This window comes from Salinivibrio proteolyticus (genome assembly GCF_001996165.1).
Lineage (GTDB): Bacteria > Pseudomonadota > Gammaproteobacteria > Enterobacterales > Vibrionaceae > Salinivibrio > Salinivibrio proteolyticus.
The window spans coordinates 23704-36379 of record NZ_MUFP01000011.1 but is presented as its reverse complement, the minus strand read 5'-3'; the positions used below and the strand labels follow the sequence as shown (position 1 = coordinate 36379).

The 12676-nt window shown below is 51.4% G+C and carries 14 protein-coding genes; 13 read left to right on the top strand and 1 reads right to left on the bottom strand.

The window, feature by feature from the left end:
• Positions 1-19: 19 nt before the first annotated feature.
• Together secD and secF are read left to right on the top strand one after the other, a co-directional pair.
• Positions 20-1873 (top strand): protein translocase subunit SecD, encoded by a 1854-nt coding sequence (gene secD / locus BZJ19_RS09820; protein ID WP_077675502.1) that lies wholly within the window; start codon positions 20-22, stop codon positions 1871-1873.
• A gap of 11 nt (positions 1874-1884) precedes the next feature.
• Positions 1885-2832 (top strand): protein translocase subunit SecF, encoded by a 948-nt coding sequence (secF, locus tag BZJ19_RS09815; protein ID WP_077675501.1) that lies wholly within the window; start codon positions 1885-1887, stop codon positions 2830-2832.
• A gap of 102 nt (positions 2833-2934) precedes the next feature.
• On the opposite strand, the gene suhB is transcribed toward secF, so the two are convergent.
• Positions 2935-3738 (bottom strand): inositol-1-monophosphatase, encoded by an 804-nt coding sequence (gene suhB / locus BZJ19_RS09810; RefSeq protein ID WP_077675500.1) that lies wholly within the window; start codon positions 3736-3738, stop codon positions 2935-2937.
• 260 nt (positions 3739-3998) lie between these two features.
• Here suhB and trmJ point away from each other — a divergent pair, with 260 nt between their 5' ends.
• The 11 genes from trmJ to ndk all read left to right on the top strand — a co-directional run bounded on the left by trmJ (position 3999) and on the right by ndk (position 12513).
• Positions 3999-4754 (top strand): tRNA (cytosine(32)/uridine(32)-2'-O)-methyltransferase TrmJ, encoded by a 756-nt coding sequence (gene trmJ, locus BZJ19_RS09805; protein ID WP_077675499.1) that lies wholly within the window; start codon positions 3999-4001, stop codon positions 4752-4754.
• Between the two features lie 132 nt (positions 4755-4886).
• Complete coding sequence (gene iscR, locus BZJ19_RS09800) at positions 4887-5408, top strand: Fe-S cluster assembly transcriptional regulator IscR (RefSeq protein WP_069590637.1); 522 nt, start codon at positions 4887-4889, stop codon at positions 5406-5408.
• Positions 5409-5437: 29 nt separating this feature from the next.
• Positions 5438-6652, top strand: coding sequence for an IscS subfamily cysteine desulfurase (locus BZJ19_RS09795; protein WP_077675498.1), 1215 nt, complete (start codon positions 5438-5440; stop codon positions 6650-6652).
• Positions 6653-6706: 54 nt separating this feature from the next.
• Positions 6707-7090, top strand: coding sequence for a Fe-S cluster assembly scaffold IscU (gene iscU, locus BZJ19_RS09790; RefSeq protein WP_069590641.1), 384 nt, complete (start codon positions 6707-6709; stop codon positions 7088-7090).
• A 21-nt stretch (positions 7091-7111) separates the two neighbouring features.
• Positions 7112-7435 (top strand): iron-sulfur cluster assembly protein IscA, encoded by a 324-nt coding sequence (iscA, locus tag BZJ19_RS09785; protein ID WP_069590643.1) that lies wholly within the window; start codon positions 7112-7114, stop codon positions 7433-7435.
• 13 nt (positions 7436-7448) lie between these two features.
• The gene (hscB, locus tag BZJ19_RS09780) at positions 7449-7961 is read left to right on the top strand and encodes a co-chaperone HscB (RefSeq protein WP_069590645.1); all 513 of its coding nucleotides are present in this window, start codon (positions 7449-7451) and stop codon (positions 7959-7961) included.
• Between the two features lie 47 nt (positions 7962-8008).
• On the top strand, positions 8009-9859 hold the full coding sequence (gene hscA / locus BZJ19_RS09775; RefSeq protein ID WP_077675497.1) for a Fe-S protein assembly chaperone HscA: 1851 nt from the start codon (positions 8009-8011) through the stop codon (positions 9857-9859).
• 2 nt (positions 9860-9861) lie between these two features.
• The gene (fdx, locus tag BZJ19_RS09770) at positions 9862-10200 is read left to right on the top strand and encodes an ISC system 2Fe-2S type ferredoxin (protein ID WP_069590648.1); all 339 of its coding nucleotides are present in this window, start codon (positions 9862-9864) and stop codon (positions 10198-10200) included.
• Positions 10201-10228: 28 nt separating this feature from the next.
• Positions 10229-10429, top strand: coding sequence for a Fe-S cluster assembly protein IscX (gene iscX / locus BZJ19_RS09765; RefSeq protein WP_077478907.1), 201 nt, complete (start codon positions 10229-10231; stop codon positions 10427-10429).
• A gap of 205 nt (positions 10430-10634) precedes the next feature.
• Complete coding sequence (gene pepB, locus BZJ19_RS09760; RefSeq protein WP_077675496.1) at positions 10635-11930, top strand: aminopeptidase PepB; 1296 nt, start codon at positions 10635-10637, stop codon at positions 11928-11930.
• 154 nt (positions 11931-12084) lie between these two features.
• Positions 12085-12513, top strand: a complete 429-nt coding sequence (ndk, locus tag BZJ19_RS09755) for a nucleoside-diphosphate kinase (RefSeq protein WP_077456448.1) — start codon at positions 12085-12087, stop codon at positions 12511-12513.
• Positions 12514-12676: the final 163 nt, after the last annotated feature.

The window sequence follows — 12676 nt, the reverse complement described above, 5'->3', positions numbered from 1 at the left end:
ACCATAAAGGATGCATGCTGTGCTAAACCGTTATCCTTTGTGGAAGTACATCATGTTGCTGGTAATCTTGGTTACCGGCATCGTGTATGCGCTTCCCAATTTATACGGTGAAGATCCAGCAGTACAAATTTCCGGGGCGCGAGGCGCCTCGGTAGATATGACTGCGCTGGACTCCATCAAACAAACCCTCGAATCCAACGATCTCTCCTATCAATCTATCGCGCTCGAAGACGGCACCGTGTTGGCCCGCTTTAAAGACACTGAGACCCAAATCAGTGCCCGCGATCTTCTGATGTCCCGTTTTGATAGTAATGACTATGTGGTGGCTTTAAACCTGGCCCCTGCGACGCCGACTTGGCTAGACGCGCTGGGTGCCACGCCTATGAAGCTTGGTCTTGACTTGCGTGGCGGTGTGCACTTTCTCATGGAAGTGGACATGGACGCGGCACTTGAGAAGCTGATGACGCAGCAGGAAGACAGCTTCCGTACTGATCTGCGCGAAGCGCGTATTCGCTACCGCGGCATTCGAATTGAAGATAACACCCGCGTTGTGGTGCTTCTGCGCAATGCGCAAGACACAGACAAAGCACTTGAGCTGTTGTCGAACAACTATCTGGATATGAACTTCTCGGTGGATGACGATCAAGGCAAACTGACCGCCGCCTACAAAGAAGAGCGCCTGAAAGAAATTCGTAACTACGCGGTGGCACAAAACATCACCATTTTGCGTAACCGTGTGAATGAATTAGGTGTGGCCGAGCCATTGGTGCAACGTCAAGGCGCGAGCCGGATTGTGGTTGAGCTTCCGGGTGTACAAGACACGGCGCGTGCGAAAGAAATTCTTGGCGCGACGGCGACCTTGGAATTTCGTGAAGTGGACCAAGACGCCGACTTGTCTGCTGCCATGGCTGGCCGAGTGCCGCCGGGTAGCGAGCTGATGATGACGCGTGATGGTCGTCCAACCGTGTTGAAAAAGCGCGTGATCCTGACCGGGTCTCATATTACCGATGCGAGCTCGTCGCGTGACGAATACAGCCGCCCTCAGGTCAACATCTCGCTAGATAGTGAAGGTGGCGACAAGATGTCGGACTTCAGTAAACGCCATATTGGTGAACTGATGGCAACGGTTTTCGCTGAGTACAAAGACAGCGGAGAGCGCGACGAAAACGGCAAAGTGATCTTGGAAAAACACGAAGAAGTGATCAACCAAGCGACGATTCAATCGGCGTTGGGGCGTAACTTCCGGATTACCGGTATCGACTCGCCAGCAGAAGCGCACAACCTCGCGTTGCTGCTTCGTGCCGGTGCCTTGATTGCGCCTATCTCTATTGTTGAAGAGCGCACCATTGGTCCATCTATGGGGCAGCAAAACATCAATATGGGTGTGCAAGCCTGTATCTGGGGATTGGTTGCGGTGATGGTTTTCACCTTGATTTACTACCGTCGCTTTGGCCTTTTTGCCAACTGTGCGCTGTTTGCGAACATCGTGCTGATCATCGGTATCATGTCTTTGATTCCCGGGGCGACCATGACGCTACCCGGCATTGCCGGCATTGTCCTCACCGTGGGGATGGCCGTGGATGCGAACGTACTTATCTTCGAGCGGATCCGCGAGGAGCTTATTGAAGGGCGTAATCCACAACATGCGATTGATCGGGGTTACTCCAATGCTTTCAGTACCATTGCCGATGCCAACATCACCACATTGATCACGGCCATCATCTTGTTTGCAGTAGGTACAGGGGCAATCAAAGGCTTTGCTGTGACGCTGTCGATCGGTATTTTGACCTCAATGTTTACGGCCATTATTGGTACACGTGCGCTGGTTAACCTGGTGTACGGTGGTAAACGCGTCAAGAAACTGTCGATTTAAGGGAGCCAAGCATGTTTCAAATTTTTAAACCAGACATGTCGATCAACTTTATGCGTTGGTCCAAGTTGGCCTTCGTTCTTTCGCTTGTCATGATTGCCGCGTCTGTGGTCACACTGTCAACCAAATGGTTGAATTGGGGGCTGGACTTCACTGGTGGAACCCTGATTGAAGTTGGCTTCGAGCAGCCGGCAGATTTACCTGCAATTCGTGAAGCCTTATCCGCTGATGGGTTTGACGATGCGGTGGTGCAAAACTTCGGCAGCGCTACGGATGTGATGGTCCGTTTGCGTCCGCGCGATGATATGCAGGGCGAAAACCTGGGTAACGAAGTGCTCCGTGCGATCAAAGAAGGTACGGGTGAAGCAGTCGAAATGCGCCGGATTGAGTTTGTGGGTCCAAACGTCGGGGACGAACTGACTGAAGCGGGTGGTCTAGCGATCATCATTGCCTTGGTTTGTATTTTGATCTACGTCTCATTCCGCTTTGAGTGGCGTCTGGCTGCAGGTGCAGTTATGGCGTTGGCGCATGATGTGATCATCACCTTAGGGATCTTCTCACTGTTTCAAGTGGAAGTAGACTTGACCATTGTTGCCGCGTTGCTAACGGTGGTAGGTTACTCGTTGAACGATACCATCGTGGTATTTGACCGGATTCGTGAAAACTTCCGTAAGCTGCGTAAAGGTGAGTCGGATGAGATTATCAACGCCTCTATCTCACAAACCTTAAGCCGGACCACGATTACATCCGGGACCACGTTGTTTGTGGTCATCGCCCTATTTACCTTGGGCGGTTCAATGATCCACGGGTTTGCCATGGCATTGCTGATTGGTATCACGGTAGGTACGTATTCTTCGATTTACGTCGCGTCAGCTTTGGCGCTGAAATTGGGGATTACTCGCGAGCACTTGCTGGTACCCGAGGTGGAAAAAGAAGGTCAAGAGTTCGACTCTATGCCTTAATGCTGTCGGCTACCGATTCGGTGGCCGCTGCTTTAGCATTCCATTTGGTAATAAAAAAAGCGGCGCTCGATGAGCACCGCTTTTTTTCGTCTGTCATGTCGATTATTTCTTCATCGACTCAGGCGCATTCTCACGCACTTTTGCCAGCATGCCTTTCACGATACGTGGGTTACCACTGACAATATTGCCTGAGTGCATGTAATCGGTGCCGCCACTAAAGTCGGTACAAATCGCACCCGCTTCACGAGCAATCAGCTCACCGGCCGCAAGGTCCCACGGCTTAAGGCCAAGCTCAAAGAAACCGTCCACACGGCCAGCGCCTACGTAGCACAGATCCAAGGCTGCTGAACCGGTACGACGGAAGTCTGCACAATCAACAAACAAAGCACTGATCACGGCCATAAAGCCTTCAGCATGTTGCTTCGCTTTGAAGGGGAAACCCGTCGCGAGGATGGTGCCGTTCAGATCTTTTGCGCTGCCGGTACGGATACGTTTGTTATTGAGCTGCGCGCCTGAACCGCGTTGTGCGGTGAATAGCTCGTTACGCATTGGGTCATAAACGCAGCCGATTTCGGTGCGGCCTTTAATGCGCACAGCAATAGAAACGCTGAAGTGAGGTAAGCCATTAACGAAGTTAGTGGTGCCATCCAGTGGGTCGATGATCCATTGATAGTCGCTATCTTTCCCTTCAGCCACACCTGACTCTTCGCCAACGATGGTGTGATCCGGGTAGGACTTTTTGATGATGTCGATGATGATTTGTTCTGCCGCTTTGTCGACATTAGTGACAAAGTCATTACTGCCTTTTTGCGCGGTTTCGATGTTGTCTCTGTTTTCTGCAGATTTAGCGATAAAGTCGCCAGCCTTCCGTGCAGCACGGACGGCGATGTTTAGCATCGGATGCATACGATTTTCCCAACGGATGTTAAAGAACGAAAGCGGCGCGAGTATAACAGAGCTGGATGAAAAGGAAAGTGGTTATTTTTTCATCGCCACGAATCAGGCAATTAGCGCGGTAACATGTTTTTCGTCAATAGTCGCTCTTGTCCTAGCTGAGAAGTATTATCGATTGCACTGTGATAAACTGCGCAGATCTTTCAGACCTCTGCTTGCGGGTAGTCAATACCAATGGTTACCCCAGTAGTGCAAGAGACGACGATAACACCATGCTAGATCAAATTCGCGTAGTGCTGGTGGGCACCTCCCACTCCGGCAATATCGGCTCGGCGGCACGAGCCATGAAAGTAATGGGCTTAAGCCGTATGACCCTAGTGGCACCTCAATGTGACGTTGATGGGCAAGCCATTGCACTGGCTGCCGGTGCCAGTGATATCGCTAATAACGCGCGAGTGGTGGACACGCTAGAAGAAGCCGTGGCCGATTGTGGCTTGGTGATTGGGACCAGTGCACGTAGCCGAACGCTAGAATGGCCGATGCTAGATGCCCGCGAGTGTGGGAAAAAGGCCTTGTCTGAGGCACCATCTCATCCGGTTGCAATTGTGTTTGGCCGTGAGCGCACAGGACTCACTAATGAGGAGTTGCAAACTTGTCATTATCATGTCGCTATTCCTGCCAACCCAGATTATAGCTCGTTGAATTTGGCCATGGCGGTGCAAACACTCTGCTATGAGCTGCGTATGGCATGGTTAGAAAGCCAAGAGTATCAAGGCGAGAGTCAGGTTCAAGACTATCCGCTTAATGAAGAGCTGAGCCGTTTTTACCAACACCTTGAAAAGGTGTTAACCCAAACTGGTTTTATTCGTAAACAGCATCCTGGCATGGTGATGACCAAATTGCGTCGTCTGTTTAATCGCGCAAGGCTGGAGAGCCAAGAGCTTAATATTCTGCGAGGCGTCTTGTCGTCGGTTGAAAAAGGGACCCTGCCAGCAGAGGCATCACCATCCAATAAAGAGAATTCATAACGGCATTGATCGATTTCATTGGCACGACGTAATAGGGCAAATAAAACCTGACTAAATTACTCAGGTAAATACTTGACCAAAATACTCAAGTATGTAACCATTTGACCATCTATTCACCACAGGTAGCGTGTTATGAGACTGACTTCGAAAGGCCGTTATGCGGTAACCGCGATGCTCGATGTCGCCCTTCATTCTGAGCAGGGCCCGGTGCCACTGGCGGACATTTCTGAGCGTCAAGGCATTTCATTGTCTTACCTTGAGCAACTTTTTTCTCGCCTGCGCAAGGCGGGGCTAGTGAGCAGTGTTCGTGGCCCAGGCGGTGGTTATCGTCTTGGTGTAGAAGCCACTGATATCGCGGTAGGTGCCGTGATCGCGGCGGTTGACGAATCCGTAGACGCCACTAAGTGTCAAGGTAAAGCTGACTGTCAAGGCGGTACTCGCTGTTTGACGCATACCTTGTGGCGCGATTTAAGTGCCCGTATAAGCGGTTTTCTAAATGACATCACGCTCGGTGAGCTGATGCAAGATAACGAAGTGAAGCAAGTAGCAGATCGTCAGGACGCTAAACTGGATGCCACCTTGGCGCCCAGACATTCTTTTAGCTCACAAGTAAAGCAAGACAGTGCCACCATTGGTGTCAATGTTCGCTCCTGATGACCATGTCGGTGTAATTGGAGAAAAACATGAAATTGCCCATTTATTTTGATTACTCAGCCACGTGTCCGGTTGATCCGCGTGTGGCTGAAAAAATGAGTCAGTACCTGACTATGGACGGGTTCTTTGGTAACCCGGCCTCTCGCTCGCACCGTTTTGGCTGGCAGGCAGAAGAAGCGGTGGATACCGCTCGTGAGCACATCGCGAACTACTGTAACGCTGATCCTCGTGAAATCGTCTTTACCTCTGGTGCGACCGAGTCTGACAACTTGGCAATTAAAGGCATCGCTCACTTCTACGGGAAGAAAGGCAAGCACGTCATTACTTGTAAAACCGAGCACAAAGCGGTGTTGGACCCATGCCGTCAACTCGAGCGTGAAGGCTTTGAAGTTACCTACCTTGAGCCAGAAGAAAATGGCTTGGTAGACATGAAAAAGCTCGAAGCTGCGATGCGTGACGACACCATCTTGGTGTCCATCATGCACGTGAACAACGAGATCGGTGTGATTCAAGATATCGCGGCCATTGGCGAACTGTGTCGTGAGCGCAAGATCATGTTCCATGTCGATGCGGCGCAGTCTATCGGTAAACTGCCTATCGATGTGCAAGAAATGAAAGTGGACCTGATTTCATTCAGCGCCCACAAAGCTTACGGACCTAAAGGTATCGGGGCACTGTATGTACGCCGTAAACCACGCGTACGTATCGAAGCGCAAATGCACGGTGGTGGCCACGAACGCGGTATGCGTTCAGGTACACTCCCTACCCACCAAATCGTGGGCATGGGTGAAGCGTTCCGTATTGCCAAAGAAGAGCGTGAAAAAGATTACCAACATGCACTGGCATTGCGTAACCGCTTCTACGAAGGCGTCAAAGATCTGGAAGAAGTCTACGTCAACGGTGATATGGAACAGCGTGTTCCACACAACCTAAACGTAAGCTTTGCGTTTGTTGAAGGCGAATCTTTGCTGATGGCATTGAAAGACCTTGCCGTTTCTTCAGGCTCAGCCTGTACGTCAGCAAGCCTTGAGCCTTCTTACGTATTGCGTGCACTGGGACGTGACGATGAGCTTGCACACAGCTCACTGCGTTTCTCATTTGGCCGCTTCACCACCGAGGAAGAAGTGGACTACGCGGTTGAAAAAGTCCGCGAAGCGGTGAACAAACTGCGTGAAATGTCTCCATTGTGGGATATGTACAAAGACGGTATCGACCTAAGTACCGTTGAATGGGCGCACCACTAATTCAAAAAACGCGCCAGCTGGCAACAGTGAGCAATCATATTTGAGGAAACGATTATGGCTTACAGCGATAAAGTAATTGACCACTACGAAAACCCACGTAACGTCGGTGCGTTTGAAAAAGATGATCCGTCTGTCGGTAGCGGCATGGTGGGTGCGCCGGCTTGTGGTGACGTTATGAAGCTACAAATCAAGGTGAACGACCAAGGCATCATCGAAGACGCCAAATTTAAAACCTACGGCTGTGGGTCAGCGATTGCATCAAGCTCGCTGGTGACTGAGTGGGTAAAAGGCCGCTCAATTGATGATGCCGCCGCGATCAAAAACTCAGAGATCGCCGAAGAGCTAGAACTTCCGCCGGTAAAAGTGCACTGCTCTATCTTGGCAGAAGACGCTATCAAAGCGGCAGTGAGTGACTACAAGAAAAAACACCAGCAGTAAAACCAAGGGGTTGTTGTAACTATGGCGATTACCATGACACAAGCGGCATCTGATCGCGTCAGAGCTTTTTTGGATAACCGAGGCAAAGGCATCGGCCTGCGACTGGGTGTCAGAACGTCAGGTTGCTCGGGCATGGCTTATGTCCTTGAGTTTGCTGATGAGCTGCAAGAAGGCGATCAGGTGTTCGAACGTGACGGTGTAAAGGTGATTGTCGACAGCAAAAGCCTGCTTTATCTCGAAGGGACAGAGCTGGACTTTGTGAAAGAAGGCCTTAATGAGGGCTTCCAGTTCAACAACCCTAACGTGAGCAGCGAGTGTGGTTGTGGCGAAAGCTTTAACGTGTAATTCGTGAGAGCACATGAATCATTTTGAACTCTTCGAGCTACCGTACCAGTTTGAGCTGGACGGTAGCTCGCTTTCTTCCACATTCCGGGAACTGCAACGTCAGTACCACCCCGACAATGTGGCTAGCCAAGACGATAAGACCCGTCTTCAGGCGGTACAGAAAGCATCCCAAATAAACGATGCGTTTCAGACCTTAAAAGATCCGGTGAGTCGCGCAGAATACATGCTGCTCCTGCAGGGTATTGACTTGAAAGACGAGCAACAGACCATGCAGGATCCGGAGTTTTTAATGCAGCAAATGATGCTGCGCGAAGAACTTGAGTCAATCACCGACAGTCATGACGACGCGGCATTGTTTGATTTTGGTGAGAAAGCCCAAGCGCTTTACGACAGCTTGATCGCGGACGTTAAAACTGCGCTAGCACAATCGCAGTGGCAAGATGCTGCGGTGATCGTTCGTAAGCTCAAGTTTGCGGTCAAACTTCGTCAAGAGGTGGAACGCGTTGAAGATCAGCTCATGGGCTGATGTTGCACTTATTCGCCTGTCAACGCAGTAAAGTTTAAGGATTCGACATGGCACTGTTACAGATTTCAGAACCCGGTCAAAGTGCTGCGCCGCACGAGCACAAACACGCGGTGGGCATTGATTTAGGGACCACCAACACCTTGGTAGCGTCGGTGCGAAGTGGCAAGGCGACCACCTTGAACGACCATCAAGACCGACCTTTAATCCCCTCCGTCGTCCACTACGGTGAAGAGACTGTTTCTGTCGGTTACGATGCACTAGACAAAGTGCAGACAGACAGCGCGAACACCTTGGTGTCCGTGAAGCGTATGATGGGGCGCTCATTGGAAGATGTCCAAGCTCGCTACCCTAATTTGCCTTATCAGTTTTCTAAAACCGAAAACGGCCTTCCACAAGTCGAGACGCGTCGAGGGGCGATTAACCCAGTTCAAGGTTCGGCTGATATTTTACGTGCCGTTCGTGAGCGCGCAGAGGACAGCCTAGGCGACGCCTTAGAAGGCGTGGTCATTACGGTGCCCGCTTACTTTGACGATGCGCAGCGCGCAGGGACCAAAGATGCGGCCAAACTTGCAGGCCTCAATGTCTTGCGCCTGCTCAACGAGCCAACCGCGGCGGCGATTGCCTACGGCCTCGACTCTGGTCAAGAAGGCGTGATTGCTGTGTATGACCTTGGCGGCGGTACTTTTGATATTTCTATTTTGCGCCTCTCGAAAGGGGTGTTTGAGGTCATGGCCACAGGCGGTGACTCGGCACTGGGTGGTGACGATTTTGATCACTTGGTTGAACAGTGGATCTGCGAGCAAGCCGGATTTGAAACCCTGAGTGGCGATGAGCGTCGTACGGTGCTTCACGCGGCGACACAAGCCAAGATTGCGCTATCGTCGGCGGACACCACGGCCATTGATGTACTTGGCTGGCAGGGCGTGCTGACGCGAGAAACGTTCGATCAGCTGGTGGCGCCACTGATCAAGAAAACCTTGATGTCGTGCCGTCGTGCACTGAAAGATGCCAGTGTCAGTGCTGATGAGGTGCTGGAAGTGGTTATGGTGGGCGGCTCAACCCGTGTGCCTGCGGTTCGTGAGCAGGTTGGCCAATTCTTCGGTCGTGAGCCCCTCACTAGCATTGACCCAGATAAAGTGGTTGCCATGGGCGCGGCCACTCAAGCGGATATTTTAGTCGGCAACAAGCCAGACTCTGACATGTTGTTGTTGGATGTGATCCCCTTATCACTCGGTATTGAGACCATGGGTGGCTTGGTGGAAAAAATCATTCCACGTAATACCACGATTCCTGTCGCCAAAGCGCAAGAGTTTACGACCTTCAAAGACGGCCAAACCGGCATGAAAGTGCATGTGGTACAAGGCGAGCGTGAGATGGTTGATGACTGTCGCTCACTGGCCCAGTTTAGTCTGAAAGGCATTCCACCCATGACGGCTGGCGCGGCACATGTGCGCGTCACCTATCAAGTGGATGCTGACGGTTTGCTGTCTGTCACCGCGATGGAAAAATCGACCGAGGTTGAAGCGTCCATCCAAGTGAAGCCGTCTTACGGCCTCAGCGATGACGAGATCGCTACGATGATCAAATCATCGTTTACCCATGCGGCGGAAGACAAAGACGCGCGCTACTTAGCTGAGCAGCGTGTTGAAGCTGACCGCGTGATTGAAGGGCTGCTTATTGCTATGCAACAAGATGGCGATACCTTGCTTGATGCCGATGAGCAACAAGCACTGGTGAATGAAATAGAAAAACTGATCGCTCTGCGCAACGGTGATGATGGCGCTGCGATAGAAGCCGGAATCAAAGCGCTGGATAAAGCAAGCCAGACTTTTGCGGCACGTCGCATGGACCAATCGATTCGTCATGCGTTGGCCGGCCAATCCATTGATGAGGTGTAATCATGCCTAAGATTATTGTTCTGCCACACCAAGATTTGTGTCCAGAAGGTGCAGAATTAGAGGCCAAAGAAGGTGAAACGGTTCTCGACGTGGCACTAAAAAACGGTATTGGGATCGAACATGCCTGTGAAAAGTCCTGTGCCTGTACCACATGTCACATCATTGTTCGTGAAGGCTTCGACTCACTCGACGAAAGTGACGAGCTAGAAGACGATATGCTGGATAAAGCGTGGGGGCTGGAGCCTGAATCGCGTCTCGGCTGTCAGGCAAAAATCACGGATGAAGATCTCGTGGTCGAGATCCCACGTTATACCCTCAACCATGCGGCAGAAAACCATTAGTCCAAGCCGCTAAGGACGGAGAAGCAAGATGAGCTTGAAATGGACAGATTCACGCGATATCGCGATTGAACTGAGTGATATTTACCCAGATGTAGATCCTAAAGCGGTACGCTTTACGGATTTACACCGTTGGATCACTGAGTTAGAGGATTTTGATGACGATCCGGAGCGCTCCAATGAGCGTATCCTAGAAGCGATCATCATGTGTTGGATGGATGAGCTAGACTGAGGGTTAACTCTCGTGAGTGGCTGATAATACTTGTATTTTAGTCACTGCCTCGGCACAGTATCTGTGGCCAAATACCTAACACATTATTAAAAGCGGGCCAATCGGCTCGCTTTTTTACATTCAACTGGCTGTCATCGACCTCGATTAAGATAGCCAGATGACGCTGCACAGTAAAAAGCAGCGCGATAGTACAAGGAGTGCAACTATGTCTGAAACATTAATGGTTACTTTGTCGCATCAGCCGGCAGCCGCGCATTGGGGCGAGAACGCCTTGGTCTCATTTGAGGCGGATAAAGCGGTTGTACACGCGCCAAAAGGCGAGACGCAACGCGATAGAGTACAGCAAGCCGCTCGCAAGCTTGAAGGGCAAGGCGTACCAGCATTAACGCTTGGTGGTGACCAGTGGGACTTGGAACTGGCGTGGGCGTTCTATCAAGGTTTGCGCGGCCCGAAAAATACCGTCGCATTTGAACAGGCCGTCCTCAGTGGCGCCGATGCCGAGGAGTTCGCCCTGCGCCAGCAAGTGGGCGATTGGGTGCGCGACATTATCAACCAAACTGCCGAAGAAGTGGGCCCTCATCAACTAGCTGCCCGCGCGGGGGAGTTTGTCAAATCCATGGCCCCGGAGGCGGTCAGTTATAAAATTATTTCTGGCACCGATTTGCTTGAGCAAGGCTGGAACGGTATTTACACCGTTGGACGTGGTTCGGCGCGTAAACCGACCATGCTGCAGCTTGACTTCAATCCAACCGGTGATGAATCTGCCCCTGTCTATGCGTGTTTAGTGGGAAAAGGGATCACCTTCGATTCGGGCGGTTACAGCATTAAGCCGTCTGACTTTATGGCGTCGATGAAAGCCGATATGGGTGGTGCTGCCACCGCGACCGGCGCATTGGCGATGGCGATTGCCAAAGGGCTGAATAAGCGCGTCAAACTGATCCTATGCTGCGCAGAAAACATGATCTCAAGCAGCGCCTATAAGCTTGGGGATATCATTACCTACAAAAATGGTGTGACGGTCGAAGTGCTCAACACTGATGCGGAAGGTCGATTAGTCTTAGCCGATGGTCTGATGTACGCCAGTGAACACAAGCCTGAACTCTTGATTGATTGCGCGACCCTAACCGGTGCAGCGAAAGCCGCGCTGGGTAATGACTATCACGCTTTATTCAGTTTTGACGACTCACTGGCGCATCGCACCCTTGAGGCGGCGCAGCAAGAAGGTGAAGGTATGTGGCCGCTGCCACTGGCAGAATTCCACCGTAAACTCTTGCCTTCATCGTTCGCGGACATTGCCAATGCGTCTTCTGGTGCATACATGCCAGGCGCGAGCACCGCGGCTGCGTTCTTGTCCTACTTCGTGGAGGGTTATCAAAAAGGTTGGATGCACGTTGATTGCTCCGGCACCTACCGAAAAGCCGCGAATGACAAATGGGCGGTGGGCGCAACCGGTATGGGCGTGAAAACCCTTGCCCGTGTGTTGCTGGATGAGGCGAAATAATTGCTCATTGACTGAAAACAGGCGAAGCATGTCACTGATTTTTTGTGCCAGTTAACGCTTCGCCTGATGAGCCATAGGGCGCACGGATAAAGTCTGCTAGGGTAGGCCCGTATCGTCCCTTGAGGCCCATTATAGAGAGTGAAAGGAAAAGCGAATGACCATTGAACGCACTTTTTCTATCGTCAAGCCTGATGCCGTAGAGCGTAACCTCATTGGTGCTATCTATCAGCGTATCGAAAGTGCTGGTTTGCGTATTGTCGCAGCGAAAATGCTGCATCTGACCAAGGAGCAAGCAGAAGGGTTTTATGCCGAACACCAAGGCAAACCGTTCTTCGCGTCACTGGTTGAGTTTATGACCTCGGGTCCCATTATGGTTCAAGTGCTAGAAGGTGAGGGCGCGATTAGCCGTTATCGCGAGCTAATGGGGAAAACCAACCCAGAAGAAGCGGCCTGTGGCACCTTGCGCGCCGATTTTGCAGAAAGCATGCAATACAACTCAGTGCACGGCTCGGATAGCCCCGCGTCTGCTGAGCGTGAAATTGCTTACTTCTTCACGGCTGATGAGATCCATCCTCGTTGCTAATCCCGCTTTTAGCGCACGGGTGTTTTAAAAAGAGGCGTTGGCCTCTTTTTTTACGTCTTAAGTGCAAATAACCCTGCTCGCTGAGAGTGGAAACTGTGATCTAAAGCCTGTACAATTTCGCGCCTTGAGCGCGCACGCCAGCCCCTTGTCGGCATGACAGGGC